The 26,703-nt window shown below is 53.2% G+C and carries 22 protein-coding genes; 8 read left to right on the forward strand and 14 right to left on the reverse strand.

Features of this window, described 5'->3' with window-relative positions; translation table 11 throughout:
- Positions 1–188 precede the first annotated feature (188 nt).
- Positions 189–2,414 carry a catalase HPII gene (katE, locus tag GA565_RS06640; protein ID WP_152197827.1) on the forward strand — a complete coding sequence of 742 codons (2,226 nt, stop codon included), beginning with the start codon at positions 189–191 and terminating at the stop codon, positions 2,412–2,414.
- 71 nt (positions 2,415–2,485) lie between these two features.
- On the opposite strand, the gene GA565_RS06645 is transcribed toward katE, so the two are convergent.
- Positions 2,486–3,565 carry a LacI family DNA-binding transcriptional regulator gene (locus GA565_RS06645; protein ID WP_152197828.1) on the reverse strand — a complete coding sequence of 360 codons (1,080 nt, stop codon included), beginning with the start codon at positions 3,563–3,565 and terminating at the stop codon, positions 2,486–2,488.
- A 214-nt stretch (positions 3,566–3,779) separates the two neighbouring features.
- On the opposite strand from GA565_RS06645, the gene GA565_RS06650 reads away from it, so the two are divergent.
- Both GA565_RS06650 and GA565_RS06655 read left to right on the forward strand, forming a co-directional pair.
- The gene (locus GA565_RS06650) at positions 3,780–5,093 is read left to right on the forward strand and encodes an MFS transporter (RefSeq protein ID WP_152197829.1); all 1,314 of its coding nucleotides are present in this window, start codon (positions 3,780–3,782) and stop codon (positions 5,091–5,093) included.
- The gene (locus GA565_RS06655; RefSeq protein ID WP_152197830.1) at positions 5,090–7,456 is read left to right on the forward strand and encodes a TIM-barrel domain-containing protein; all 2,367 of its coding nucleotides are present in this window, start codon (positions 5,090–5,092) and stop codon (positions 7,454–7,456) included. Before GA565_RS06650 ends, GA565_RS06655 begins: the two co-directional genes overlap by 4 nt.
- A 45-nt stretch (positions 7,457–7,501) precedes the next feature.
- Here GA565_RS06655 and xseA read toward each other — a convergent pair whose 3' ends face one another.
- Complete coding sequence (gene xseA / locus GA565_RS06660; RefSeq protein WP_152197831.1) at positions 7,502–8,905, reverse strand: exodeoxyribonuclease VII large subunit; 1,404 nt, start codon at positions 8,903–8,905, stop codon at positions 7,502–7,504.
- A gap of 179 nt (positions 8,906–9,084) precedes the next feature.
- On the opposite strand from xseA, the gene guaB reads away from it, so the two are divergent.
- A complete protein-coding gene (guaB, locus tag GA565_RS06665) occupies positions 9,085–10,551 on the forward strand; it encodes an IMP dehydrogenase (RefSeq protein ID WP_055781534.1) in 1,467 nt (488 codons plus the stop codon).
- A gap of 143 nt (positions 10,552–10,694) precedes the next feature.
- Positions 10,695–12,272 carry a glutamine-hydrolyzing GMP synthase gene (gene guaA / locus GA565_RS06670; RefSeq protein WP_152197832.1) on the forward strand — a complete coding sequence of 526 codons (1,578 nt, stop codon included), beginning with the start codon at positions 10,695–10,697 and terminating at the stop codon, positions 12,270–12,272.
- An 80-nt stretch (positions 12,273–12,352) separates the two neighbouring features.
- On the opposite strand, the gene GA565_RS24745 is transcribed toward guaA, so the two are convergent.
- Positions 12,353–12,526, reverse strand: a complete 174-nt coding sequence (locus tag GA565_RS24745) for a hypothetical protein (RefSeq protein ID WP_226950920.1) — start codon at positions 12,524–12,526, stop codon at positions 12,353–12,355.
- A gap of 571 nt (positions 12,527–13,097) precedes the next feature.
- Here GA565_RS24745 and GA565_RS06680 point away from each other — a divergent pair.
- Positions 13,098–13,796: a substrate-binding domain-containing protein gene (locus tag GA565_RS06680; RefSeq protein ID WP_152197834.1), complete on the forward strand. Its 699-nt coding sequence runs from the start codon at positions 13,098–13,100 to the stop codon at positions 13,794–13,796.
- A gap of 95 nt (positions 13,797–13,891) precedes the next feature.
- Here GA565_RS06680 and GA565_RS06685 read toward each other — a convergent pair whose 3' ends face one another.
- The 11 genes from GA565_RS06685 to GA565_RS06735 all read right to left on the reverse strand — a co-directional run bounded on the left by GA565_RS06685 (position 13,892) and on the right by GA565_RS06735 (position 24,279).
- On the reverse strand, positions 13,892–14,560 hold the full coding sequence (locus tag GA565_RS06685; RefSeq protein WP_370518092.1) for a DUF3313 domain-containing protein: 669 nt from the start codon (positions 14,558–14,560) through the stop codon (positions 13,892–13,894).
- A gap of 114 nt (positions 14,561–14,674) precedes the next feature.
- Complete coding sequence (locus GA565_RS06690) at positions 14,675–15,109, reverse strand: GNAT family N-acetyltransferase (protein WP_152197836.1); 435 nt, start codon at positions 15,107–15,109, stop codon at positions 14,675–14,677.
- 59 nt (positions 15,110–15,168) lie between these two features.
- The gene (locus GA565_RS06695) at positions 15,169–16,446 is read right to left on the reverse strand and encodes a TonB-dependent receptor (RefSeq protein WP_152197837.1); all 1,278 of its coding nucleotides are present in this window, start codon (positions 16,444–16,446) and stop codon (positions 15,169–15,171) included.
- A 125-nt stretch (positions 16,447–16,571) separates the two neighbouring features.
- Complete coding sequence (locus GA565_RS06700; RefSeq protein ID WP_152197838.1) at positions 16,572–17,975, reverse strand: FAD-binding oxidoreductase; 1,404 nt, start codon at positions 17,973–17,975, stop codon at positions 16,572–16,574.
- Between the two features lie 30 nt (positions 17,976–18,005).
- Positions 18,006–18,821: an ABC transporter permease gene (locus tag GA565_RS06705; RefSeq protein WP_152197839.1), complete on the reverse strand. Its 816-nt coding sequence runs from the start codon at positions 18,819–18,821 to the stop codon at positions 18,006–18,008.
- A 4-nt stretch (positions 18,822–18,825) separates the two neighbouring features.
- Positions 18,826–19,653 carry an ABC transporter ATP-binding protein gene (locus tag GA565_RS06710; protein WP_152197840.1) on the reverse strand — a complete coding sequence of 276 codons (828 nt, stop codon included), beginning with the start codon at positions 19,651–19,653 and terminating at the stop codon, positions 18,826–18,828.
- Positions 19,650–20,633 carry an ABC transporter substrate-binding protein gene (locus GA565_RS06715; RefSeq protein ID WP_152197841.1) on the reverse strand — a complete coding sequence of 328 codons (984 nt, stop codon included), beginning with the start codon at positions 20,631–20,633 and terminating at the stop codon, positions 19,650–19,652. The genes GA565_RS06710 and GA565_RS06715 overlap by 4 nt, the downstream gene beginning before the upstream one ends.
- Positions 20,634–20,646: 13 nt before the next feature.
- The gene (locus tag GA565_RS06720; protein ID WP_152197842.1) at positions 20,647–21,528 is read right to left on the reverse strand and encodes a creatininase family protein; all 882 of its coding nucleotides are present in this window, start codon (positions 21,526–21,528) and stop codon (positions 20,647–20,649) included.
- A 21-nt stretch (positions 21,529–21,549) separates the two neighbouring features.
- A complete protein-coding gene (locus GA565_RS06725; protein WP_152197843.1) occupies positions 21,550–22,020 on the reverse strand; it encodes a RidA family protein in 471 nt (156 codons plus the stop codon).
- Positions 22,010–23,290, reverse strand: coding sequence for an amidohydrolase family protein (locus tag GA565_RS06730; protein ID WP_152197844.1), 1,281 nt, complete (start codon positions 23,288–23,290; stop codon positions 22,010–22,012). Before GA565_RS06730 ends, GA565_RS06725 begins: the two co-directional genes overlap by 11 nt.
- 20 nt (positions 23,291–23,310) lie before the next feature.
- A complete protein-coding gene (locus GA565_RS06735) occupies positions 23,311–24,279 on the reverse strand; it encodes a PDR/VanB family oxidoreductase (RefSeq protein WP_152197845.1) in 969 nt (322 codons plus the stop codon).
- A 238-nt stretch (positions 24,280–24,517) separates the two neighbouring features.
- Between GA565_RS06735 and GA565_RS06740 the strand changes: the two genes are divergently transcribed.
- The gene (locus GA565_RS06740) at positions 24,518–25,441 is read left to right on the forward strand and encodes a LysR family transcriptional regulator (protein ID WP_152197846.1); all 924 of its coding nucleotides are present in this window, start codon (positions 24,518–24,520) and stop codon (positions 25,439–25,441) included.
- A gap of 264 nt (positions 25,442–25,705) precedes the next feature.
- Positions 25,706–26,695 (forward strand): ABC transporter substrate-binding protein, encoded by a 990-nt coding sequence (locus GA565_RS06745; RefSeq protein WP_055781640.1) that lies wholly within the window; start codon positions 25,706–25,708, stop codon positions 26,693–26,695.
- Positions 26,696–26,703 lie beyond the last annotated feature (8 nt).

Below are 26,703 nucleotides of genomic sequence, written 5' to 3' on the forward strand. Positions count from 1 at the left end.
TTAGACTCGGGTCTGAAATATTAAGATGCAGTTTTTTTTATTCTTTTTTTGAGCCAAGGCAACGGCTTGCCCTGAAGTTACCACTCACTTTCCCTCTCTTCAGCCTTCATCGAAAAGCGCGCACTGTCACAGGGACTATAATTTTTCAGTACCCCTGTTTTTAGTAAGTCTTTCAAGGAGAGTCATTAATGTCAGTAAAAAAAGATAAAGCAGAGTCCGCTAAACCCCATCTTAATGATACTGCGCCGCAAGGCGCGCCCATTAAGCCGCAAAAAAGCGTGAGTCCTCCGGGGGCAGAGCCAACCGCGGCAGGCAGCGATAAGAATCCCTCGGTCACCAATACCAAGCTTGAGCAGCTCGATGTCTATCGCGAGGACCCTGAGAATCAGGCATTGCGCACCGATCAGGGTGTGAAAATCGCCGATAACCAAAATTCATTAAAAGCCGGCGTTCGTGGATCCACGCTGCTTGAAGATTTTATTCTCCGTGAAAAAATTACTCATTTTGATCATGAGCGCATTCCCGAGAGGATTGTTCACGCGCGCGGTGCCGCAGCGCACGGTTATTTTCAGGTCTATAAATCTCAGCAAGCGCTAACGAAGGCCGGTTTTCTGGTCGATCCGGGTCTTGATACGCCGGTATTCGTTCGCTTCTCTACCGTGCAGGGTTCACGAGGCTCCGCCGACTCTGTGAGGGATATTCGCGGGTTCGCCACCAAGTTTTACACCCAGGAAGGTAACTTTGATTTGGTCGGCAACAACACGCCAATCTTCTTTATTCAAGATGCCATTAAATTTCCCGATTTCGTTCATGCGGTAAAACCCGAGCCGCATAATGAAATCCCGCAGGGGCAAAGCGCACACGACACCTTCTGGGACTATGTATCACTGCAGCCAGAAACGATGCACAACGTGATGTGGGCGATGTCCGACAGAGGTATTCCGCGCAGCTACCGCATGATGGAGGGGTTTGGGATCCACAGTTACAAACTGATCAATGCCGAAGGCAAAAGTCATTTTGTGCGATTCCATTGGAAACCAACCTGCGGTGCCGCGTCGCTAATTTGGGATGAAGCGCAGGTGTTGACGGGCAGAGACCCGGACTTCCATCGCCGCGAATTATGGGAATCTATCGAGGCGGGTGACTATCCGGAGTATGAACTGGGACTGCAGATTATTCCCGAAGAGGATGAGCACAAGTACGATTTCGATATCCTTGACCCGACCAAGCTCATTCCAGAGTCCCTGGTGCCGGTCCAAATTGTCGGCAAAATGGTGTTGGACCGTAATCCCGACAACTATTTCAGTGAGACGGAACAGGTGGCGTTCTGTCCGGGAAATATTGTGCCGGGATTGGACTTCTCGGACGACCCTCTGCTGCAGGGGCGGTTGTTTTCGTATCTGGATACCCAAATCAGCCGACTCGGTGGCCCGAATTTCCACGAAATCCCGATCAACAAACCGGTTTGCCCGTTCCATAATCATCAACGAGACGGCATGCATCGGATGGGCATTTCGGGCAAGGCCAACTATGAGCCTAATTCAATTAATAACAACTGGCCGCGCGAAACGCCACCAGCCAAAAAAGACGGCGGCTTCACGACGCATGCTCAGCCGCTAAGTGGAGAAAAGGTGCGCGTCAGAAGTGAATCGTTCAACGACTACTACTCACAGCCACGACTGTTTTGGCTGAGCCAGACCAAAACCGAGCAGGATCATATTGTGGGCGGTTTCAGCTTCGAACTCGGTAAGGTGGTGCGTCCGTGGATTCGAGAGCGCGTGGTCGATCAGTTGACCTATATTGACCAACAGCTTGCCGCTCGTGTCGCGGAAAACGTCGGACTTGTTCTGACTGACGAACAGCTCGCACATCCGATCCCTAAAGACGTGAACGGGTTGAAAAAAGATGCGGCGCTGAGTTTGTACGGCGAAAAAGAGCATCCGGTCAAGTCTCGCCAGATTGCACTGCTGGTCGCCGACGGCGTCTGCGGCGACTCGGTAGCAAAAATCACCGCAGAGCTTAACGGGCTGGGCATTCACACCAAAATTTTCGCCCCGCGGTTGGGGAAAATTAAAACCCTGCAGGGCAAAGAGGTGAATGCCGACGGCACGATTGAAGGCAACCCGTCGGTGTTGGTGGACGGTGTGATCGTAGTGACCGGCAAAGAGAGCATTGAGGCATTGCTTAAAAACGGTAACGCAAAAAACTATCTCTTGCAGGCGTTTAAGCATCTTAAAGCCATTGGGTTGCAGGGCGAGGCGCTAAAGCTTTATCAGGCGCTGCCTTTGCCCAAACCGGACGAAGGAGTGCTGGTAGATGATGATGCGAAAAAGGTCGCCGACAAGTTTGTTACCGCGCTGAAGAAGCACCGCGTGTGGTCACGTGAGGCGGCGGCACAGGAAGTTCCGGCATAACGCATTGTGCCTTAGCGGCATACCTTACCTACAGGCTCCCTCTTTTAGGGGAGCCTTTTTATTGCCCATCATCACAAGTTCTGTGGGTCATACAACTGATGCTGACGAAGGGCGACCGGTCGCGCACCGGCTTTTCTTACTGATTCGCGAACCACCAGCTTCCCCTGTAATAGCTGGGTGGTGAAAGGTGCGTCGGGACGAAAAATACGGCGCTGAAGCAGCGCTATCGCCTCGGTGCCAATTTCGTCACGAGGAACCTGTACCGCCGTTAACGACACATCGTGAATTTCAGCCAGATTAAAGCCGTCGGTGCTCATCACGCTGACGTCTCTCGGCACGGATAAACCGCGTTTTCTCAACGCCGCCACCGCGCCTGCTGCCATAAAATCACCGCCGGCGAGAATTGCACTGGGCAGGGCAGCATTGGGTTCCAACCCGTCAATATAGTCGAGCAGCGTTTGTTCAGCCTCTTGGGCACCAAATCCCGAGGTGCTCAGTAAGTGCTGGCTATCGCTGAAGGCCTGATGATTGCGGGTAAACGCATTTTTAATCCCATTGAGACGCAGCTCCATCGTCTGCCGCCGCAGGCACTGTAATGTGACAATATGCTGATGCCCTTGAGAAAAAAGGTAGTCACAGGCGAAGTCACCCATGCTTTGATGATCGGGCGAGACGCTGTCATGGCGCATTAGGCGATCCTGACAGTTTACTAGCACACAGGGTTTACCGACGTCGGCGGCAAGTTGATGAATGTGCGCATCGTCAATGCCAACCAGTAGCACGGCATCGGTCAAAGGATCGGAAATCTTCGCCATAAACAGCGCTGCATCGGCGTTCTCTTCCTCCATCGCAGAGTAACGTACCCGTACTTCATGCTGGGCCGTGGCGGCGAGAATGCCCTGAATCAGCTTGTAGTAAAAAATATCGCTGCGGACGTCGAATGCGCGAGCAGGCGCAAACAAAACAATATTGTTGAGCATCAGTCTGCCTGTCGACAGACCGCTAAGCGTTCCCTGCGATTTGGCACACGTCAACACCCGCTGTCTGGCCTGAATGCTGGTATTACTTTTCCCGGCCAAAACGCGAGAAACAGTGCTGATTGAGAGGCCCGTTTGGTCAGCAATCTGCTGGATATTCAACTTTCCTTTCAAACTGTGATCTCCTTCAAATTCAATCGTGCAAAATTTTTCATCACGGTCGAAGCCCAGTAAATAGGCGCTAAAGCAGTGTTCCTTCGTTAACAACGTTATAACGTGAAAGCTTTTGCAAAAAATCACGTTTCGCTCACAAATCGGCCTGCTTACTCTTCTGGAGTACCTTACATAAACATCATCTGCACACTGAATGACGGATGGGAGCACAGGCATGACAACTCAAATTAATACCGCGTCGACGGCCGTTGTTGCGCGAAGAAAATTCAAAGCCTTACGCTGGTGGATGCTGGCACTTTTTCTGCTTGGGGTCACCGTTAACTACATCACTCGTAATTCACTTGGATTACTGGCACCGGAGTTAAAAACTAGCCTCAGTATGAGCACCGAGCACTATTCTTGGGTGGTTGCGGCGTTTCAACTGGCCTACACCCTTTTTCAACCGCTGTGCGGCTGGGTGATTGACGTTATCGGTTTGAAGCTGGGTTTTATGATTTTCGCCGCCGTGTGGGCGGTGGTGTGCATGATGCACGCTGGGGTAGGAAGCTGGATACAGCTGGCGGTTTTACGTTTTTTTATGGGCAGCGCCGAGGCCGCCGCAACGCCCGCCAATGCTAAAGCTATTTCCGACTGGTTTCCTCGTAAGGAGAGACCGGTGGCCGCGGGTTGGGCGGGGGTCGGCTTCTCAATTGGTGCCATGCTGGCACCGCCAATCGTTATCGTTGCCCATCTCTCATTCGGCTGGCGCGGAGCATTCCTCTTCTGCGGATTTTTGTCACTGCTGTGGGTGGTGCTTTGGTGGCGTTTTTATCATGCGCCTGAAAGCCATCCTAATTTGAGCAAAGAAGAACTCGCCCTGATTCGCCAAGATAACGAACCGCAGCAAACGCGTTTACCGTTTATTGCCTCATTGAAAATCGTAGCAAAAAACAAAAAGTTTTATGGCATCGCCATACCGGCATTTCTGGCTGAGCCTGCCTGGGCGGTGTTCAGCTTTTGGGTTCCGCTGTACCTCGCCAATGAGCGAGGCATGGACCTCAAACACATTGCCATGTTCGCCTGGTTGCCGTTTCTTGCCGCCGATATCGGTAGCGTAGCCAGCGGATATCTCACCGCGCTTTACCGTAAATGGTTCAAATGCACCCGAGTTAACTCGGTGGTTGCCAGTTCAGTAACCGGCGCTTTTATGATGGTATCACTGGCTTTTGTGGCGATGACTAAGGACCCGTATCTAGCCATTGGGCTTATTTCGATTGGCGGATTTGGGCATCAGGTGATCTCCTGCATGTTGAGCGCCCTCGTGGTGGAGTCTTTTGATAAAAGTCAGGTGGCGACGGTGAACGGTATGCGCGGATCGTCTGCATGGATCGCAAGCTTTCTATTTTCTCTGCTGATCGGCGCAGTAGCCGACACCGTTGGTTTTAATCCGCTGTTTATCGCGATGGGTTTTTTTGATTTGGTCGGGGCAGTTTTTTTGATTGCGCTTATCGCCGAGCGTCGTAATCCAGCAAAAGGGGAGCAAGCATGAAGACGTTAAAACATTGGCAACTGGAGAGTCGGCACGCGGCGGGCATAGATTTGCGGGTCGACGATACACATCTTTTCAGCCTGCGCGTGCTGGAAACTGGGCTGTTTCGCGTGTTGCTGCGCCGCAGGGGCGAACTGGCTCTGGACCGTACCTGGAGTATTGCGCCTCATAAAGACGTACCTCTAGAAGGCCGCGATCGGCTGAGCAATGAGGGATTCAGCCTGCCAGACTTTAGCCTAGAACAGCACGAAAATAGTCTGACGCTTACCACCTCGCAAATGCGCGTGACGGTGCATCAGCCGTTGCGGCTGGAGTGGGAGGGTAAAGATGCGCAGAAAGAATGGCGGCTTATGGCAAGCGATCGTCCCACAGGTGCCTACTTACTGCCGTCGGAGGGGGGAGGGGTAGAGCATTTTCAGCGCCGTTATGCGCAGGATAATTACTACGGGCTGGGCGAAAAAGCCGGAGACTTAAACCGCACCGGCCGCCGCTTTGAGATGCGTAATCTTGATGCGATGGGGTATAACGCGGCCACTACCGATCCCCTTTATAAGCACATTCCGTTCACCATCACGCGAAATGAAGCACTCAGCTTTGGCCTTTTTTATGACAATCTCAGCACCTGCCGTATCGATTTGGGCAACGAGCTGGATAATTATCACCTGCCGTATCGGCGTTTTAGCGCCGAGGCGGGCGACCTCGATTACTACCTCTTTTTAGGGCCGACGATGGTAGACGTCACTAAAAAGTTTGTTCGCCTCACCGGTAAAACATTTTTTGGTCCGAAATGGAGCTTGGGCTACAGCGGCTCGACCATGTACTACACTGACGCGCCGGACGCTCAGCAACAGTTGATGCAGTTTATACGGCTGTGCGCGGAGCATCGCATCCCGTGTGACTCATTCCAGCTCTCCTCGGGGTATACCTCGATCAACGATAAACGCTACGTTTTTAACTGGAATGACAGCAAGTTTCCCCAGCCTGAGGCGATGACGGCGGCCTTTCACCGTGCGGGAATCAAACTGGCGGCCAATATCAAACCCTGCTTGTTGCAGGATCATCCGCTGTATGCGCAGATAGCGGAACAGAAACTTTTTGTGCTGGATTCGGAAATTGAACAGCCTGAACGCTCCAGCTTTTGGGACGACGAAGGCTCGCATCTGGACTTCACCAATCCGGCCACCGTGCAGTGGTGGCAGTTACAGGTGACCCGACAACTGCTTGAAAAGGGCATCGATTCGACCTGGAACGATAACAATGAATTTGAGGTCTGGGACGGCGATGCGCGCTGCTTTGGCTTCGGAAAAACGATAGCCATCAAGCACATCCGGCCGGTAATGCCGTTGCTGATGATGCGCGCCTCTTTTGAGGCACAACAGCGCTTTGCCCCTCACAAACGGCCTTACCTCATTTCGCGATCCGGCTGTGCGGGCATGCAGCGTTATGTGCAGACCTGGAGTGGCGACAACCGCACCGACTGGCAAACTTTACGCTACAACACCCGTATGGGGCTTGGCATGAGCCTGTCAGGGCTTTACAACGTGGGTCACGATGTCGGCGGATTTGCCGGCCAGAAACCGGATGCTGAACTGTTTGTGCGCTGGGTGCAAAACGGCGTAATGCACCCGCGTTTTACCATTCACTCGTGGAATGACGACCATACGGTGAATGAGCCGTGGATGTATCCCGCAGCCACGGCGGCGGTGCGTTCGGCCATTGAGCTGCGCTATCGTTTACTGCCCTATTTTTACACTCTGCTATGGCAGGCGCACGCCGACGACGAGCCAATGCTGCGCCCGACGTTTCTTGATAATGAGCACGATGCGAACACTTTTCTGGAAAACGACGATTTTATGATTGGCCGCGATCTGCTGGTGGCCAGCGTGGTTGAGCAGGGCCAATGCCTGCGTGACGTTTATTTGCCTGACAATGTCAGCGGGTGGGTAGATTTCTACAGCGGTGAATGGTTTGCCGGTGGGCAATGTATCACGCTGGATGCGCCACTTGAGCGATTACCGCTGCTGGTGCGTGCAGGAAGCGCGCTGCCGTGTTCGTCAAGGCTCGCACACTGTGACGTTGAACTTGACACCCAGCGCAACCTACAACTGTTTCCCGTGCCAGGTGAAGGCAAATTCTGCGGCAGTCTGTTTGAGGACGACGGAGAGAGTTATGGCTGGCAGCAGGGGATGGCGCTGTGGCTGTCTTGGGACATTGAATATACCGCCGATCGCATCACGTTTCGTTTTACCCGACGCGGCGAATATCGTCCTGCCTGGCGTGGCTTAAATGTTGTTTTACCCGCCGCAGAAACGCGCGAAGTGTGGATAGAAGGCGTTAAAACGTCGAGCTATTTGCTGTGGTAACGAAAGGGAGGTAATGCCCGTGGCGATATTGCTTCGCCACGGGGCTTATTCGGTTGATGTAGACTTAACCACACGCCTGCGTGGTTTTTTTTCGACGGAATTTTCTTCAACGTGCAACGCTTTGACTTCGCTCTCGATCCAGCCATCGGCCAAACGCGTTTTTAAGACATCACCCGGCGCGGTTTGAGTGGTTTTTTTCAGCAAGTCGCCCTGTGGCGTGGTCGTCACGCTGTAGCCGCGCGCCAGCGTTGCCAGCGGACTGACGGCCTCAAGCTGCGTCAACGCGGTGCCAAAGCGCTGCCGATGTTCGCCAAGCTGGGCCAACATCGACTGCTGCAGGCGATACTGCAGTTTCTGCACTCGCTGTTGCAGCTGATGAATGCGTCGCTGTGGTTGATGCTGATTCAGACGCTGCTGGAGGCTTTGTGCTCGGCGCAGCAGGCGGCGTAGATGATTTTGCATCGCCTCGTCCATGCGGCTGCGCAGTTTAAACAGCGCGGTTTGCTGACGGGACAAACGCAGGTGAGGGTGCTGCTGCTGAAGCCGATGATTCAGTCGCGTAAAGCGCTGGGTCATTTGCGCCAGGTAATAATCCATCGCCATTTCCAAGCGCTGTTGCTGTGACTGAATTTGTCGCAGCAGTTCAAGCTGGTTACGACTGATGAGTTCAGCGGCGGCAGAAGGCGTTGGGGCACGCAGGTCGGCAACAAAATCGGCAATAGTCACGTCGGTTTCGTGACCCACGGCGCTAACAATCGGCAGTCGGCTGTTATAAATAGCTCGCGCAACGCGTTCGTCGTTAAAACTCCATAAATCTTCTAGTGAACCCCCGCCGCGGCCAACAATCAGCACGTCGCACTCATTGCGCTGGTTAGCGAGCGTGATAGCTTTAACGATTTGCAACGGCGCATCAACACCCTGAACGGAGGTGGGGTAAATCACCACCGGCAGAGAGGGGTCACGACGTTTTAGCACCTGAAGAATATCGTGCAGCGCAGCTCCGCTGGCCGAGGTGATCACCCCGACACACTTGGCCGGAGAGGGAAGCGGTTGCTTATGTTCAGCGTCGAACAGCCCCTCAAGCGAGAGCATTTGTTTAAGTTGTTCAAACTGCTGCTGCAATAGGCCGTCACCGGCGGGCTGCATGCTTTCGGCAATCAGCTGAAAATCACCGCGCGGTTCGTAGAGCGTAATCGAGGCGCGAACCAATACCTGCTGACCGTTTTGCGGTTTAAAGGTAGTGCGCCGATTGCTGTTGCGAAACATCGCGCATTTAACCTGCGCGCGCGCATCTTTTAGCGTGAAATACCAGTGACCGGAGGAGGGTTGAGAGAAGTTTGAAATCTCGCCAGAGAGCCAAACCTGGCCCATTTCGTTTTCCAGCATCTCGCGAACCGTCTGATTGAGGCGGCTTACGGTAAAAATGGGTGGCGAGGAAGGTAGCGGCATGTGACCCAGATCAAATTCGAAAACAGAGACTTAATCAATCGATACTACAGGCCCAAACGAAGTATTCAAGAGTTTTTTATAAAAAATGTGAAATAGTACTAGAGCAAACGGTTAACTGCCTGTATACTCTCGCTGCAATATTTTATCTTTTCCGCATCCACCTTGGTGAGATATTGCCTATGTTACGTTTAAAGAAAGAAGCACTCACGTTTGACGACGTTCTCCTCATTCCAGCTCACTCCACAGTTTTGCCCAACACTGCCGATCTCAGCACTCAGCTGACCGCTAAAATCCGTCTGAACATTCCTATGCTCTCCGCAGCAATGGATACCGTTACCGAAGCGAACCTGGCTATTGCCCTGGCTCAGGAAGGCGGCATGGGTTTCATCCACAAAAACATGTCCATTGAGCGCCAGGCTGAAGAAGTTCGCCGCGTCAAGAAGCATGAAAGCGGCGTCGTAGCCGATCCTAAAACCGTAACGCCGGCAACCACGCTGCGTCAGGTTAAAGAACTCACCGCAATCAACGGCTTTGCTGGTTATCCTGTTGTGACCGAAGGCAACGAACTGGTCGGTATTATTACCGGTCGTGACGTGCGCTTTGTGACAGACCTGGAGCAGCCGGTAACGGCAGTAATGACCCCGAAAGAGCGTCTGGTTACTGTCAAAGAAGGTGAAGCGCGTGAAGTTGTTCTGCAGAAAATGCATGAAAAACGCGTAGAGAAGGCGCTGGTTGTTGACAGCCAATTCCATCTGCTCGGCATGATAACCGTTAAAGACTTCCAGAAAGCAGAACGTAAACCTAACGCCTGTAAAGACGAAAACGGCAGCCTGCGCGTAGGCGCTGCGGTTGGCGCAGGTGCAGGCAACGAAGAGCGTATCGACGCACTGGTTGCTGCAGGCGTTGACGTGCTGCTGATTGACTCCTCACACGGCCACTCTGAAGGCGTTCTCGGACGCATTCGCGCAACCCGTGCAAAATATCCTGACCTGCAAATCATCGGCGGCAACGTTGCCACCGGCGAAGGCGCACTGGCGCTGGCAAATGCTGGTGTTAGCGCGGTTAAAGTCGGTATCGGCCCAGGCTCAATCTGTACTACTCGTATGGTGACCGGCGTAGGTGTTCCACAAATCACGGCGGTTTCTGACGCGGTTGAAGCGCTGGAAGGCACCGGTATTCCGGTCATCGCTGACGGCGGTATTCGCTTCTCCGGCGACATCGCTAAAGCTATCGCTGCGGGCGCAAGCTGCGTGATGGTTGGCGGTATGCTGGCAGGTACTGAAGAATCTCCGGGTGAAATCGAGCTGTATCAAGGCCGTTCGTTCAAATCATACCGCGGTATGGGCTCTCTGGGCGCGATGTCTAAAGGCTCTTCTGACCGTTACTTCCAAAGCGATAACGCCGCTGACAAATTGGTACCGGAAGGTATTGAAGGTCGCGTTGCCTACAAAGGCCGCCTGAAAGAGATAGTGCATCAGCAAATGGGTGGCCTGCGCTCCTGTATGGGTCTGACCGGCTGTGCTACTATCCTCGACCTTCGCACCAAGGCTGAGTTTGTTCGCATCAGCGGTGCCGGTATTCAGGAAAGTCACGTACACGACGTAACGATTACCAAAGAGTCACCAAACTACCGCATGGGCTCTTAATTTGGTTATCGGGGCAGCATTGCCTTAGCTCGCTGGCCCCTTGATCGAGTTGATTGAGTCTGTGTTAAACCCGGTTTAGGCCGGGTTGATCAGTTTCTTAGTTACTTTCTTTAAAACTTTAACCGCTCTGGAAAATCACCCGCATGAGTGAAAATATTCATAAGCATCGCATTCTTATCCTTGATTTCGGCTCCCAGTACACCCAACTGGTTGCGCGCCGCGTTCGTGAACTCGGTGTGTATTGCGAACTCTGGGCCTGGGATGTGACCGAAGCCCAAATCCGTGAATTCAATCCCAACGGCATCATCCTGTCTGGCGGCCCGGAAAGCACTACCGAACATGACAGCCCGCGCGCACCGGATTATGTGTTCGAAGCCGGTGTCCCTGTTCTGGGCGTGTGCTACGGCATGCAGACCATGGCAATGCAGTTAGGTGGCCACGTTGAAGGCTCAACCGAGCGAGAGTTTGGCTATGCACAGGTTGAAGTGCAGACCAACAGCGCCCTGGTTCGCGGCATTGAAGACGCACTGAGCGCCAACAATAAACCGCTGCTTGACGTGTGGATGAGCCATGGCGATAAAGTCACCGCAATTCCTTCCGACTTTGTAACCGTAGCCAGCACCGACAGCTGCCCGTTTGCCATTATGGCCAACGAAGAAAAACGCTTCTACGGCGTACAGTTCCACCCGGAAGTGACGCACACCCGCCAGGGCCTGCGCATTCTTGAACGCTTCATCATGGATATCTGTGAGTGTGAAGCACTGTGGACGCCAGCAAAAATCATTGAAGACGCCATCGAGCGCCTGAAAGTGCAGATCGGTAATGATCACGTGATCCTCGGCCTGTCCGGCGGCGTTGACTCCTCAGTAACGGCAATGCTGCTGCACCGCGCCATTGGCGATCGTCTAACTTGCGTGTTCGTGGATAACGGCCTGCTGCGTTTGAACGAAGCGGATCAGGTGCTGGAGATGTTCGGCGACCGTTTCGGTCTGAATATCGTTCACGTTGCCGCCGAAGATCGTTTCCTGTCGGCTCTGGCCGGTGAAAACGACCCAGAAGCCAAGCGTAAAATCATTGGTCGCGTGTTTGTCGAAGTCTTCGATGAAGAAGCCTGCAAGCAGGACGCGGTTAAATGGCTGGCGCAGGGCACGATCTATCCTGACGTTATCGAGTCCGCCGCCTCTGCAACCGGCAAAGCACACGTTATCAAGTCTCACCACAACGTGGGTGGCCTGCCGAAAGAGATGAAACTGGGTCTGGTTGAGCCGCTGAAAGAGCTGTTCAAAGACGAAGTGCGTAAAATCGGTCTGGAACTCGGCCTGCCTTACGACATGCTTTATCGTCACCCGTTCCCAGGTCCAGGTTTGGGCGTTCGTGTGCTGGGCGAAGTGAAGAAAGAGTACTGTGACCTGCTGCGTCGCGCCGATGCTATCTTCATTGAAGAGCTGCATAAAGCCGACCTGTACCATAAAGTCAGCCAGGCGTTTACTGTGTTCCTGCCGGTTCGCTCCGTGGGCGTCATGGGTGATGGCCGTAAATACGATTGGGTTGTTTCACTGCGTGCAGTAGAAACCATCGACTTTATGACCGCGCATTGGGCGCACCTGCCATACGATTTCCTCGGCCGCTGCTCCAACCGCATTATCAACGAAGTCGACGGCATTTCCCGCGTGGTTTATGACATCTCCGGTAAACCACCGGCGACGATTGAATGGGAATAGTTTACAGCCACTTGTTAACGATTTAGGTCGATAGCTAAACCCTTGAGCCCTCTGCATTTGCAGGGGGCTTTACTTATGTATTAACGGCGCCCGTTACACTCAGCATTCTCGCTGACGCGACCGTTCTTGCACATGTCCAGCTTGTCTTTGCGCTTGAAGCCTGCGTCTTTCATGCAATAGAAACGCGTTAATCTTACACCGATTGGCGACGCGTCCCCCGCGCCATCGAGATTGGTATACCCGCACGCACGCATCGCATTATCGATTCCGTCCTGGGATACGCCTTCCTTGTACCATTTGGTGTAGTCGCCCGGAGGCGGTTGAAAGCCTCTGCCCGTGCAGCCGATCAATAAAAAAGCGCATATACTCGACTCTAGGCTCTTCCTGAACATCTTTTTTCCCCATTATTTGACTCGGGTAACGCGCGACACGCCGTCGGGTGAATCTCTTCATAAATACTTGCAGCGGCCCCGCAATCCTCATCGCGGTTATGCACTGGTTTATTGTCGCCCAAGACTTTCAGCCCTTAGCATAGACGAGCCAATTCGAGCATGTAAAATATTGACCCATATACCAATATTTCGCTGGCGGTGACTCCTAGAGTGTTCATATTGATCCGCAGAATCAGCCAGGCAGCTCGGAAAGACCCATGAAGTTTTTGATTGTGCTGAACCTCGTGCTGCTTTAACCGCTTTTATAATGACCAATGTGAGGCTGAATGATAATGTTCTTAAACATAATCTGAAGGACCGCATTCACCCAACGGCTTAAGACTTGTGTCTAAGGGATGCGTCGACGTTACTGATAATCATGAGATAACCATTAATGAGTCATTCATCTTCATTACAGCTTGTCTGTACGTTCGTCGTGCGCTCGCCTTTTGATGCACAAATTTTGCCAAGCTGGGAACAGCAGGGTCAAGGCATTGAGGTTAAATGGAGTGCGACCAGCATTATTATCGACAGTCTGCGCGCCGGTCAGCGCGGCGACGTGGTGATTGTTACCGTGGCGGCGATGGATGAACTGATTGAAGCGGGGATTATTGATGCCAGCACCCGCGTTGAGCTGGTCGAATCACGCATTGGCTTGGCGGTAAAAAGCGGTGAGCCGCATCCTGATATCTCAACTACCGAGGCGTTGGTTAATACGCTGCAAGAGGCGCGTTCCGTGGCTTATTCACTCGGCGGTGCCAGCGGGATTTATTTTAAAACCTTGATTGAAAAACTGGGCATTGCCGATGAAATTAATCGAAAAGCTAGCACTATCCTCGAAGGTTTTTCGGCTGAAAAGCTTATCTCGGGAGACGCGAGTCTGGCCTTGCAGCAGGTGAGCGAACTGCTGGTGGTGCCGGGGATTGAAGTGATTGGCACGCTGCCAGAAGACGTGCAGAAAGTGACTTCCTTCTCGGCGGCGGCGTTTAAAGAGGCAAAAAATCCGCAGCTTGCGAAAGAATTTCTCAAGCATTTGCAGACGCGAGAAGCCGCCAGCGCCTATCGGGATAAGGGGCTTGATCCGATTTTCTAGTCCTGACCATAAGGGTTTCACGGCGCGGGTGATGCAACGCCGTGAAACTGCTGCTCTTGAAAGAATTATTCTGTGGGGCGAATGTCACCCCAAAACTATGACTTCGACGCACCATTAAACTGGGTGATATCGACCGCCAGATTATCGATGACACTCTTCAGATCGTTAACCGTGACCTGCTGAGAAGAGTTAGGCACCGATTTTCCTTCCCCCATGCGCACCACTTCAACGACGGTTTTTCCGGTTGCGGCGTCGATCAGCTCGCCTTCAAAAAACAGTTCGGTATTTTTGGTTCGATGGCCGGTAGCTGTTTGTGTGCCAGCTATGACCAGTGCAACCGGGATAACTTCATAGAACTGTAGCCCTTCGGTCGAGGTGCTAACGCCGGTGATAGCCCCTTTAAAGATGAGCGTTCCCGCTACCGGTGTTTGGGTCAGCGGCAGTCTTGTGCCCATCGCCGACTTAATTCGGGTGTTGGCGTAATCCAGCACGCCGTTCAGCGTGGCCTGGCTGATTTGGCCGGTAGGTTTAGGCGTTGGATAGTAAGTTAGCGGCTGGTAGTAAAGTGAGGTGTATTTTGTTTTATCGAATGAAGGATCAATCCAGCGCATCACCGTTTTGCCAGAAGGGGTTTTGGTTGGTTTTAATTTGGAGTAGTTGCCCAGAAAACCTGAGTATTTTTCAGGTTGCGTAACTTGAGAGGCGCAGCCGCTCAAGGCTAGTACTCCGCTGAGCAGCGAAGCCAGGATCACCTTATTAGACATTTTCATTTTTATCCTATTGGTAACGGAATGTAACTAATAAGGTATAGCAGGGATTGTGAATACAGGTGGGGCAAGTTAATTGACCTGGATCGATAAAACGCGGTTTAAATGGGTTTATCGCTTAAGGCGAAAATGGAATAGATAATATTCACCGGTCGAACTGTCGCCGGTAGAAATGGTTTCCCAGCCGCGCTTGAGGTAGAAAGACACTGCCTTCTGGTTTTTAACCAGACACTTAAGCGAACCGGTGCGTGTGAAGTTTTGTTCGACGATGCCGATAAGGTGGTTACCCACGCCTTGGCCCTGAGCCTCGGGGTCAATAAACAGATTATGCAGAAAATTATCGTGCAGTAGAATCGAGGCAAAGCCGACAATTTTCCCCTCGCGCTCGGCCACAATCACTTTCTCGCCGATCACTGAGCGATCAAAATCCTCGAGCGCCCATTCGCTCTGATCCAGCCAGGTGAAAGTCGCCTTGCGCGCGGCCAGATAAAGGGTGCGTAAAAAAGGGCGATCGGCTTCTTGATAAGGGCGGATCCTGATAGACAATAGAAACTCCTGTTAAATATTAATTGTCCCGGGGAGTGCACCCCCGGGAAACTTTCTATTTAAAAATCATATTCCAATGCGAGGCGGTTCTGCCAGAAGTTTTTATTCGAGGTTGAGGTCGTTTGAACACCCGCGAAGTCCGTCAGGCTAAGGCCTTTGAGCACGCCGTCGAAACTGTAGGTGCCATACACCAGATATTCAGACTGATTGCTGCTGGAGGCGCCCGAGTTCGGCGTTAAATCCATAAACGAGTAACGACTGCCCAACGAGATATTTTCGTTGACGGTCCAGTTCAGGTCGGTTGAGTAAGCATTGCCGCTGCCCAGGTCCTGGGTGCTGGTGAAGAACGGCTGGGCGAAGTAGGTGCCCGACGAGGTGTTGTGCGCGTAGGGAGCGACTAATGCACCGTTGCCGTAGGCGTTTTCACTGGCGGCGATGTGGTCGTAGTTCAGTGACCATATCAGTGACGGTGTCAGGTTCATGACAAACTGTGCGCCATAGCTGGTGCTGTCGACCTGTCCCGCCAGTGCCTTGCCTTCACTCAGGCCGCGGATAAACTGAATGCCGATTTTAGGCTGGTAAGGCGTGTCTGACCACGACAGGAAGCTGTCGGCATAGACCATTTTGGTGTAGTTGTTGTAATCCTCATACCACAGCTGGCCGTTAAGCTTTTTATTATCCAGCTTGATGGCACGCCCGCCGCCGATGCCCCACATGCCGTTAGTGGTGCCTTCGGCGTCGGTGTAGGCCGTGGTGTCAAGGAACTGGTCGTCGCCCCACGGCTTGTAGCGGGTGATTTTTGTCGCGTGCAGGAAGTTATCGCTGTCGCCGTAATTGGCGTCAATGCCACGGAAGAGAATAGGCGTGATACGCCAGTCGTAGTCGCCGATGAACGGAATATTAATGCGCTGGTCACCGGCAGTAATGCGAAAGTCCTGATAGTGCCAGCTCAGGTAGGCTTCGCCCACGCCGGTTTCGTTTGGGCCAAGCTCCGTGATCAAGTGGTCATCATTGTGCGCAATGCCGCGCTGGAAGATACCGCTCACGCCGAGGCTTAGGCCATAATATTCTGCGGTGGTATATTTAACACTGCCGCCGTAGCTGATGGTGTCTTGAGAATACCCGGGCACGAAATAGGCATTTTTAGTTGAATAGTACAGGGTTCGCAGGCTACCGTGCACCGAGCCGCAGGTGAACATTTCTGTCAATGAATCAGCGACGCCAGCGTCACAGCTTGAGGCAATCGGTGTGGCTGCCAGCGCATGCCCCATAAAGAGAGCCTGAGAGACAATAACAGCGCCCAATTTAAGCGTGAAATTAAATTTATTTATTTTCATTAATACCCTCCTGTCAGAAATATAATAAGTTTCTTCGACCGCAAAAACGGTCAATAGCTTTTTATAAAGTAATACGCAAGCGGAAGTCCCCCTGCCTATTGATGGCAGGGGGTTAATTATTGTTTTTATTGGTCAGCTAATAACAGTGGATCATTATCTAACGTTAATGTGTCGCGTACTTCCCAGCCTCTGAGCTTACCAGGGTTAAGTAATCCATTAGGATCTAAACACTTTTTAACAGAGACGACATCGGATTTAATTTCACCCTGTTTACCGTCTTCAATTTGATAAACGTGTGGGTTATTTATTTTGACGTCATTATTACGAAATATCTGCATTATTTCATTTAATCGTTCTTCAGTCGAATAACGAATTAACTGCAAACCACTGGCGGTTATATTTCCGTCATTGTCGCGCAGGAATTCTATATGTGAAACAACCTCGTCGCCAAATAACGCTGCCATATCGATAATCTGTTGACGATAGTTATTATAATTAAACGCCGTTTGCAGATAGGTGAGCGTCGGGTCAATTTTGAGCGCGTGCAGCGTCGTGTGGTTCCAGCAATACTCCATCAAGGAAGCGTTAGCGTCACGGGCTTCATCAGCCGTTTGGCGCACGGCACTTTGCCCACGGTGTTTCGTCAGTAGGTTAGTGCACAGGCCTTCACTTTCCTGCGCAATGACGCTGATCACTGCGTGCTGAGTGGCCTGATAGTGTCCGTTTAAATGACTAAAGTAGCTTGGTATCGGTGCGGCAAACAGCGCCAGCTGCCGTTTTACCAGCCCAGGAGAGCGGGCAAAGGCGTTGGCGTAATCCAGTGCGTCGGTAAAGTCGTCGAATACGTCCAGACGTTCAATCCAGCGATGCGCAGGCGCCAGCGCCAATTCAACCTCGAGCACGATTCCGTTGCTGCCGTAAGCATGATGCAGCAGCAGCGCCTGTGGAGCGGGAACGTCAAGAATGCGCGGCTCGGCCTCCATGGTCATCACTTTCACGCTGAGCACGTTGCCCGGCGCACCCAGTGGACCATAGTTGATGGAGCCGATGCCGCCAAATCCACCGCCGTAAAGGCCCCCCAGACTGGCCAGCCGATAAGTTGACGGCATGCAGCGAAGCTCCCAGCCTGCGGGGCGGGTGACGGTTTCAATGTCTGCCAGGCGAATTCCCGCTTGCGCACGCACCACGCCATCACCCAGCGCGCAAACTTGGTTAAACCCAGTCATGTCGACCAAAATACCGCCCTGCAGCGGGACCAGTTGACCATAATTACCGGTCGCGCCGCCGCGCAAAATCAGCGGTAACTGATGCCTCACGCAGGCCTGAACCAACAGGCGCAGCTCTTCTTCACTGCGCGGTTTGACCACCGCATCGGCCTGTTTATTTTCCAACTGTTGTTTCAGCACCGGGCTGAACCAGTGAAAATCGCGCGAAAGGCGTTTCACCTTTGGCGCCTGCAGGGTCCACTCGAGGTCGGGAAGCGCCTGCTGTATCAGGGCCAGCGCGCTCTTACGTTGTTCACTGTCCATATTCTTTCTGCCCGTAAATAATGAATGATTTTAATGAGACTGCACGACTTCGCTTTCATGCCAGGCACTCAGGACACGGCGGGAAATCCACGACATCACCCCAAATAGCGCAATACCGGTCAGTGAAATTAACAGCAGAGCGGCGAACATCAGCGGAATGTCGAGCTGATATCCTGCCTGCAGTATCTGGTAGGCCAGGCCGGTATTATTTCCGCCGGTTCCCGCCACAAACTCGGCCACCACCGCACCAATTAGCGACAGTCCGCTGGAGATACGCAGCGCGCCAAAAAAGTAGGGCAGAGCAGAAGGAATGCGCAGACGAAAAAGGATCTGCAGGCGGCTGGCGTTGCTCAGCTGGAAATAGCTCAGCAGACCGGGCGAAACGCTGCGCAACCCCTGAGTGGTGTTGGAAATAATCGGGAACACCGCCATCAGGGTCGAGCAGACCACCAAAGAGAGCGTGGTGTCTTTAACCCAAATAATAATCAGCGGTGCGATGGCAACGATGGGCGTGACCTGCAGAAAAACGATGTAAGGAAACAGCGCCGTTTCCACAAAGCGGTTCTGCACCAGCACAAAGGCCACCGCCGCGCCGATTACGATCGACAGTAAAAATGAAATCAGGGTGATTTTTAGCGTAAACAGCAGCGACATCATCAGCGAACCCAGATTGGTCCACAGGCTTTGCAGCATCACCCCCGGTGAAGGCACGAGAAACTGGGGGATTTTGAAATAGCTGACCCAGCCCTGCCATAGCAAAATCACCACCACTGCCACCAGTGCGGGATAAAGAATTTTTCGAAACGTGGGATTATTCATCCACGGGGAGGATTTTTGAGTGGGCATACGTTTACTCCATACCTGATTGGCTGGCTTGCAGCAGGCTGTCCTGCAACTGCTTCGCATAGCGTGAAAAAGCGGGACTGACGCGGAAATCTTCGCTGCGTGGGAAAGGCTCAGTAATGGCGATATCCTCCACTACGCGCCCCGGCCGCGCTGCCATCATGACAACCCGCTGAGAAAGAAATACGGCTTCGTGAATCGAGTGAGTCACGAACACCACCGTTAACCCTTGCTCGCGCCACAGTCGCAGCAGGTCACTGTCGAGCTTGTTACGGGTTATCTCGTCGAGTGCGCCAAAAGGTTCGTCCATAAGCAACAGTTTGGGGCGTGTCACCAGTCCGCGAGCAATGGATACGCGCATCTGCATGCCGCCCGAAAGCTCGCGCGGCAGCACTTTAGCAAACTTGCCCAAACCGACCAGCTCCAGCGCTTCACTGACGCGAGTGTTGGCTTCGGCGCGCGGTACGCCAGCAAGATCCAGCGGAAGACGCACGTTATTTTGCACGTTGCTCCACGGCATGAGCGTCGCTTCCTGAAACACGAAAGAGAGCGGCACCTGGCCTTTTTCGCGACTGTCTTTGCGCCACAGCACCAGTTTGCCGTCGCTTGGCTCGATAAGTCCGGCCACCATCTTGAGCAGCGTACTTTTACCGCAGCCGGACGGGCCGAGCAGGGTCACGAATTCGCCCTGATTAATGGTGAGATTAACCGGCAACAGCGCGCGTGTGCCGTTGCTGTATATTTTCTCCGCCGACAGCACCTCGATGGCTGGCGTTGAAGGGGCGCTTGCGGTGCGCACGTCGCTCATAATGGTCAGTTTCGGTGCGGAATTCATGGCATAACCTTCGCATCTTTGATCATGTCGAGAGTATACGTCTGCTCAAACGGCACTTTATCGGCATCGATCAGCTTGTTTTTTACCAGCATGTCCCAGGTCTTTTTCAGACGGGGTTCAGTGATAATGCCAATGCCGCCGGTCTGTGCATCGCCGCCGGTAACTAACTGATATTTCTTCATCTGCGCGATGCCGAAAGCAATCTGGTCTGCACCCATGCGTGGATTATCTTTGTGAATCAACGCGTTGCCCGCCGTTGGATCCTGAAGATACTCCTTCCAGCCCTGCATCGAGGCTTTCACAAAGGCAGCCACCGCGGCAGGGCGTTTCTTAACGGTATCGGCCATGCAGATAATTGAGTTGCCATAAGGCGGGTAGCCCCAGTCGCTGAGCATATAAACGTAGAAAGGTTTGCCGCCTTTTTCGACCGAGAAAGGCTCGGAGGTGACATAGCCCTGCTGCACCAGATTATTGTCTGCCAGGAAAGGCTGAACGCTAAAGGTATAGGGGCGAATTTTTGCGCTAGCTAGACCCAGTTCGCTCTTGGCCCACGGCCAGAAAGAGGTGTAGGCCTCAGTGGCGAGCAGGAAGGTTTTGTCCTTCAATCCCTGCGCATTTTCAACCTTGTCGTGGCTGATAAATACCGTAGGTGAATGCTGAAACACTGTCGCAACTGTCACCGCATGCACACCGGCCTGCCAGGTTTCGAGCGCCTGACCGTTGTCGCCAAGCGTACAGTCGGCCTGACCTGCGGCCATCAGCTGCATGACGTTAACCTGCGGGCCACCCATTTTGATGCTGACGTCGAGGCCGGCATTTTTATACAAACCCTTGGCCTCGGCGTCATAAAAACCGCCGTGCTCGGCCTGCGCGTACCAGTTAGTCAAAAAGGTAAATTTCTCTTCGGCCATGCTGGTGGTAGAAATCCCGGCCAGCAGCAGCGCAAGCAGAGTGTGAGTCGGGGTAGGCAGTTTTATCATCGCGGCAGTTCCTTTATTCAGAGACAAAAGAAGACGAAGGGGGAGTAAAAGTGGTTTGCACGAAGCCGTTCCAGTGGTGTTTTCCCCAGGTTGGCTCGCTGCGTACTTTCCATTGCATGCGGTGAATTTCAACGATTGCCTGTGCCCAGCTGTCTGCCAGCGAGTCGAGGATCGCGTGGCCCTGTTCAACGGTGGCCTCGGTCGGATCGCCAATTACGCCGCTGGGGCCAAAATCGTAAGAGGCCCAGGCAGCAGCAGGGCGGCCGCTTGAAAGCGTCGGACACGGGAACTCAGGCGGATAATTGGCCACCGCGTGCTCCATGTGGACACATTCCGGGGCCAGCGCCATCATCACCGCGGTTTCACTGTGGCCGGCGTGCATCGCCATTTTTTGCTCTAACGCACTCAGGAACTGGTTTTCAACGTTAGGCACGCGGAACACGTCGTGGGGGATCATTATCATGTCGCCGTGGCGCAGACGCATTTCACGCGATGCCATCTGCAAAACCTGTGGCTGTCCACCGTGGCCGTTAATCATCAATAACTTACGGAATCCAGCGCGATACAGCGATTCGGCAATTTCGAGCACAGTTTGCAGCAGCGTGTCGCCGGTCAAGGTCAGCGTGCCGGGAAAGTTGAGATGTTCGTCCGACTTGCCATAGGTAATGGGCGGGATAGCATAGGCTGGAATATCCTGTGGCAGCCGCGCCAGCGCATGACCGGCCACGCCAGAGGAGATCACGCTATCGACCGAACAAGGCAGGTGTGGGCCGTGCTGCTCAATGGCGCCGGTCGGCAGCACAATAACGGTATTGGCTTTGTCAGGCAGGGCAGCGATCGCCGTCCAGCTCAGGAAAGGGAGAAAACGTGCTGCGGGAATATAGCCGTTAATCATACTGTGCCTCGTCGTCAGACGTTATTGGGTTAAGCGGGATGGGGGTAACCAGGCCGTGGCCTCAACTTCTATCAATACCTCGGCGCTGGGCAGCATTTCACTGACCTGCACCACGGTAGAAACCGGCGGTTGCCCGGGATAGAACATTTTTCTCACCCGGCTGTAGTACGGGAAGTGGTCGAGATTGCGAAAATACTGCACCAGCTTGATGACATCGCTCATTTGGCCACCGGCCTCTTCAATGGTGTGGCGGATGCTTTCAAGCACATACCAGCTTTGTGCAAGAATTGGGCCTTGTTTGGCATCGGTTGAGAACTCACCGGTTTCACCCAGCAGCAGGCGCGCTTGGGCCGGAATATCCTGAAAACCGCGTACGATAGTCGCGCTCTGTGGGTTGACCGGAATAATGCCGGAGAGAAAGATAAAATCGCCTGCGCGACGCCAGGCGGCATATTTGGCGAGCGGTTTGCCCGCGCCGGCTTCAAGACTCATGAGATAACTCCTGATTCCACGTGCGTTGATGGGTCAGCCTGCCGTGGTGGATAACCAGGCGGGCCGCGCTGTTTAACGGCCAGGTCGCGATGTTGCTACCGGGGAATACGACCAGCGTGGCGGCGCTGCCCTCCGCCAGCGGGGGTTGCGTGTGCGCATTGCCGGTGAGCGCCGCCGAGTCACAGATAAGCCGCGACTGTTGGTCAAAAAGGGTGTCGAGTTGCAGAGAGAACAGGGCGCAGCTCAGTGTATCCAGCGGGTCATAGCTGCCTGCCGGACAAAATGCATCCTGCACGTTATCGCAGCCCAGCAGCGTCGGAATACCTGCAACCTGCGCTTCTTTAAGCAGGGTTATTCCGCGCTGGCGCGGCGTGCGGCCCACCACCGCGTCCTGCAGCAGCAGGTTAGTCATCGGCAACGCAATCAGCGTCACGCGCTGCGCTGTCAGCATAGCCAACACTTCCTGCGCCTGCCGTTCGCTGCCCGAGGCCAGCGCGCAGCCGTGGCTGCAGCAAATGTGGCCGCTAAAGGGGTTTTCTGACAAATAGTGCGCCAGCCAGGTCAGTCCGTGGGCGGTGGCGGTCAACTCTTCGTCAATGTGCAGGTCCAGATTTAATTGCCAGGCGGATGCACTGTGCATCAGATTCTTCATCGCCGCCGGGTCCCAGTTGGACGAGTGAATAAAGCCGCCCAGCAGACAGTGTTCACCGCTTTGCGCCACGGCACGGGCAATGTCGTCTGCCGCAGTGGCATTGGCAAAAAAGCCCAGCGGTACCAACGCGACCCGCTCAAGGGTAACGCCGTGCTCTTCAACATTGGCCATTTCATGCCAGGCCACCGGCGGCGTTGCAGTAAACCAGTCAATGTGCGTGCGCAAATGCGTTACACCGTGGGCAGCCGCCCATGCCAGGCCTCGTTTGCCGCGCTGCTGGAGGTCTTCGGCGGTCCAGTGTTGGCGGTCCTGATGCATTGTTTCAATGGCGGCCAGCAGACCCGGTTTTGAAGGACGACTGCGGCCAATGGTGAAGGTTTTATCGAGGTGTGCATGCGGCTCAATCATTCCCGGCAGTGCCAATGCGCCTTGAGCGTCCCATAGGTCAAGCTGCGGGGGATGACTCGGGGTCAGCGACGAAATTTTGCCGTCTTCAAAGCGCAAGTCCGCCGTTGCCGGTTCGCCTGACTGTTGCGGCCAGCTCGGAGGCAGCAGCCACGCCGGAAGGCGCAGGTTGGCAATGCCGTTAAGCGCTGTTGCAGTGTTAAGAGAGGTCATCTTAATGCTCCGCGTTGACATTACAGGTCGAGGACCAGAACAGGACTTTTAGAACGCGAACAGCACAGCGTAATTTGCGTGTTCTCCTCTTTTTCTTCTTGGCTTAGTACGCAGTCGCGGTGGTCCGGAATACCGTCTATAACGTCAGTAATACAGGAACCACAAATACCCTGTTCGCACGACAGCATAATATCGACCTTGGCACTCAGTAATACTTCGGCAATCGTTTGATTAGGGCTGACTAAATAACGCTGGCCGGTCGAATTTAACTGAATATAAAACGCTTTCTCATCGACAAGGTTATTTACGGGCGCAGGGCTAAAGCGTTCAAAAGATAATTGCGCCGCCTGCCATTGATGCTTGTGCAGCAGGTCCTGCAGGCGTTCAATAAATCCCTCTGGCCCACAGGCGATAACTCTGGTCTCTGGGTTAGCCTTGAGTAGACAATCGGGCGTTTTTTGGCGCAGGGAATCGTTTGCGTCGCTGTAATGGAGAAAAACGTGTTTCGCCAATATCGGCGCACTCAGGCGGTTCATAAAGGCCGTCCCCTGTCCATTAGAGACATAGTAATGCAGTTCAAAATCAATATCTTGAGTTGCGATTTGCTCGGCCATCGCCAGCAGCGGGGTAATACCAATTCCCCCCGCAAACAGCAGATAGCGCGTTGCCGCAGGCAGATGAAAATGATTGCGCGGTGCAGAAATATTCAGGCTATCGCCCGCCTTGAGGTGGTGATGAATGAAATGCGACCCCCCAGAGGATATTTCCGACAGCTTGACGCAAATTTCATAATATTCAACGGTGTCGATTTCGGTGCAGAGAGAATATTGACGAGGACCAATATCAGGAATGAAAACGTCAATGTGTGCGCCGGGTGAGTAAGTCGGTAATAGGTGCCCTTGCTGCGCGATAAGCTGCAATGAAATATTCCCTAAACCGTTTCTCGTGACAGTCTTTATAGTGACAGGAATTAACTCGGCGTCTTTCATTCTGGTTTACCGTATTTGTCTTATTTAAAAAATATAAAAAGGAAAAGTGTTAAAACGGGCGTTTTAACCTCTTAACCACACAACCCACTGCGGGAGGGGCTAATGGAGTGAGGAGGCTGCTTTTTAAGCGATGAAACGATTGTTCCCGTTGCAATGAAAGCTACGTTATTGTTATAAAAGCGTTGCGTCCAGCGCTTTGATTCGCACATCCCGTTGCATAAAAGAGAGCACCTCGACTATGTTCGCATTCTCCCGATTTCTGCTGTACTTCACCGAAGTTGCCCGTCAGGGATCGTTTCGCAAGGCGTCCGAAACGCTGCACGTGGCGGCATCGTCTATTGATCGACAGATACTGCGGGTTGAAAAAGAGCTGGCGATGCCGCTATTTGAAAGACACCCCACCGGGCTGCGGTTGACGGCGGCGGGTGAGCTGTTGCTGCACGCCGCTAATAATTGGAAAAAGGATTTTAATCGCGTTTGTGAACAGCTTGATGACCTGCGCGGCCTGAGGCGCGGGCATGTCCGCATTGCAACGATTGATGCCATAAATCGGCACTTCTTTTCGGCGATGCTTAAGAAGGTGCACCTCGACTATCCCAACATCTCATTCACGCTGACCACCATGAACAACATTGATATTCAGCAGGCGCTGATGTCGGGTGACGCCGACTTTGGGATCATGCTCAATCCCCAGAGTTCCCGCGAGCTGCAGGTGCAGGCCTTTGCCGAAATTAATCTGGGTATTGTGGTACCGAAAGGGCATCCGCTGAGCGAGAAGCGCAGTATTCGATTCAATCAATGTATGGAATATCCCTTTATCATTCCGTCTGCGCCGCTAATGCTTTCCGAGCCGGTTGAGGCGCTGATCAACATTAACGGTGGCATGATTAATGAGGTCGCGGTTTCCAACAATATTCATATGATCCGTTCACTGATTAAAGAGAAAATAGGTATCGGTATTTTATGCTGGCTCGACATTATGGATGAGGTGCTTGATGACCAGCTGCTGTTTATTCCGCTCACCGATCCGCAGCTAAAAACCTTTACCCTGTCGCTGTGCGTTGCGCCGTCGCGCCAACTCTCCCTGGCGGCGTCGATGATGCTTAAACAGCTCGAACTGTTATTTAGCCAGATTCAAAACCCAGGCAACGAAACGCCGTAATTTGCACCAACGTAGTGCTCGCTGCTCTGCTTTGAATCAAAGGTTGCAGAGTAGAATGAGCTTAAAACACCCACAAAGCGCATGGATTGGGCACGGGTAGAGTTGGCATCGTTTTTGTATAGCTACAAGTGAGTAGAAGCGGTCAGTGCAGAAAAGTGCGCGGGACATTGCTCAGCAACCATTTCGCGGTTCATTTTGAGCCGGAGACGGAGGCTGAGCGGCTTTTTGCTTGTCCTCCTCCCGGCGATGATTAGGAGAGGAGCAATGAAGTTAACATCTCGCATTCCCCTGTCTTGCTGCGTGCTGAGCACGCTGATACTGGGGACTTTTTCGCTGACGGCCCACGCTGACGAGAAGCTTGTTCTGCTGACCTCGTGGTATGCCCAGGCCGAGCAGGGCGGTTATTATCAGGCGCTGGCGACCGGTATTTATAAACGTTACGGGTTGGATGTCACGATTCAGTCCGGTGGGCCGCAGATCAATGGCATGCAGTTGCTGCTGTCAAAGCGCGCCGACGTGATTATTGGCTATGATCTCCAACTGCTCGATGCCGTGCAGCGCGGTTTTCAGGCTAAAGCGATCGCTGCTCCGTTTCAGTTCGACCCGCAGGGTTTACTCACCCACGCTTCGGTCACCTCGCTTGACGGCTTAAAGGGTAAAACCATTCTGGTGTCCAGCTCGGGCCAGTCAACCTGGTGGCCATGGTTGAAAGAGCGCTATCATCTCAGCGATTCTCAGGCTCGGCCTTACACCTTCAATATTCAACCCTTTGTTGCCGATGACAATGTTGCGCAGCAGGCCTACGTCAGCTCTGAAGTATTTCAGGCGAAAAAAGCCGGGGTGAAATCTAATTTCTTCCTCTTCTCCGAGCACGGATACCCCCCTTATGGCGGTATTTTGATTACCCGTCCGGATCTGATCGACAGCCGTAAAGACGCCATGGCCAAGTTTGTGCGCGCCTCAATGGAAGGCTGGGTCAGTTATCTGCAAAACCCTGCACCGGGCAACGCGTTAATCAAAAAAGACAACCCGAAAATGACCGACGACCTGTTGGACTGGGCGGTGTTGCAAATCAAACAGCATCACCTGATTGACGGCGGTGACGCCGCGACGCAGGGCTGGGGCACCATGACGCAGGCTCGCTGGCAGAAGACCCGAGATTTTATGGTCAATGCCAAATTGCTCAATGCGGACACTGACTGGAAACAGGCCTACACCACGCAGTTTGTCGAGCATATGGACGTCAAACCCTGAGGAGCGTT

The organism is Rouxiella sp. S1S-2 (assembly GCF_009208105.1).
GTDB lineage: Bacteria > Pseudomonadota > Gammaproteobacteria > Enterobacterales > Enterobacteriaceae > Rouxiella.

Excerpts from the sequence above, each read along its gene's own strand:
- katE (WP_152197827.1), top strand. The coding sequence starts at position 189 with ATGTCAGTAAAAAAAGATAAAGCAGAGTCCGCTAAACCCCATCTTAAT.
- GA565_RS06650 (WP_152197829.1), top strand. The coding sequence starts at position 3,780 with ATGACAACTCAAATTAATACCGCGTCGACGGCCGTTGTTGCGCGAAGA.
- GA565_RS06655 (WP_152197830.1), top strand. The coding sequence starts at position 5,090 with ATGAAGACGTTAAAACATTGGCAACTGGAGAGTCGGCACGCGGCGGGC.
- xseA (WP_152197831.1), bottom strand. The coding sequence starts at position 8,905 with ATGCCGCTACCTTCCTCGCCACCCATTTTTACCGTAAGCCGCCTCAAT.
- guaB (WP_055781534.1), top strand. The coding sequence starts at position 9,085 with ATGTTACGTTTAAAGAAAGAAGCACTCACGTTTGACGACGTTCTCCTC.
- guaA (WP_152197832.1), top strand. The coding sequence starts at position 10,695 with ATGAGTGAAAATATTCATAAGCATCGCATTCTTATCCTTGATTTCGGC.
- GA565_RS24745 (WP_226950920.1), bottom strand. The coding sequence starts at position 12,526 with ATGCGTGCGTGCGGGTATACCAATCTCGATGGCGCGGGGGACGCGTCG.
- GA565_RS06680 (WP_152197834.1), top strand. The coding sequence starts at position 13,098 with ATGAGTCATTCATCTTCATTACAGCTTGTCTGTACGTTCGTCGTGCGC.
- GA565_RS06685 (WP_370518092.1), bottom strand. The coding sequence starts at position 14,560 with ATGTCTAATAAGGTGATCCTGGCTTCGCTGCTCAGCGGAGTACTAGCC.
- GA565_RS06695 (WP_152197837.1), bottom strand. The coding sequence starts at position 16,446 with ATGAAAATAAATAAATTTAATTTCACGCTTAAATTGGGCGCTGTTATT.
- GA565_RS06700 (WP_152197838.1), bottom strand. The coding sequence starts at position 17,975 with ATGGACAGTGAACAACGTAAGAGCGCGCTGGCCCTGATACAGCAGGCG.
- GA565_RS06705 (WP_152197839.1), bottom strand. The coding sequence starts at position 18,821 with ATGCCCACTCAAAAATCCTCCCCGTGGATGAATAATCCCACGTTTCGA.
- GA565_RS06710 (WP_152197840.1), bottom strand. The coding sequence starts at position 19,653 with ATGAATTCCGCACCGAAACTGACCATTATGAGCGACGTGCGCACCGCA.
- GA565_RS06715 (WP_152197841.1), bottom strand. The coding sequence starts at position 20,633 with ATGATAAAACTGCCTACCCCGACTCACACTCTGCTTGCGCTGCTGCTG.
- GA565_RS06720 (WP_152197842.1), bottom strand. The coding sequence starts at position 21,528 with ATGATTAACGGCTATATTCCCGCAGCACGTTTTCTCCCTTTCCTGAGC.
- GA565_RS06725 (WP_152197843.1), bottom strand. The coding sequence starts at position 22,020 with ATGAGTCTTGAAGCCGGCGCGGGCAAACCGCTCGCCAAATATGCCGCC.
- GA565_RS06730 (WP_152197844.1), bottom strand. The coding sequence starts at position 23,290 with ATGACCTCTCTTAACACTGCAACAGCGCTTAACGGCATTGCCAACCTG.
- GA565_RS06735 (WP_152197845.1), bottom strand. The coding sequence starts at position 24,279 with ATGAAAGACGCCGAGTTAATTCCTGTCACTATAAAGACTGTCACGAGA.
- GA565_RS06740 (WP_152197846.1), top strand. The coding sequence starts at position 24,518 with ATGTTCGCATTCTCCCGATTTCTGCTGTACTTCACCGAAGTTGCCCGT.
- GA565_RS06745 (WP_055781640.1), top strand. The coding sequence starts at position 25,706 with ATGAAGTTAACATCTCGCATTCCCCTGTCTTGCTGCGTGCTGAGCACG.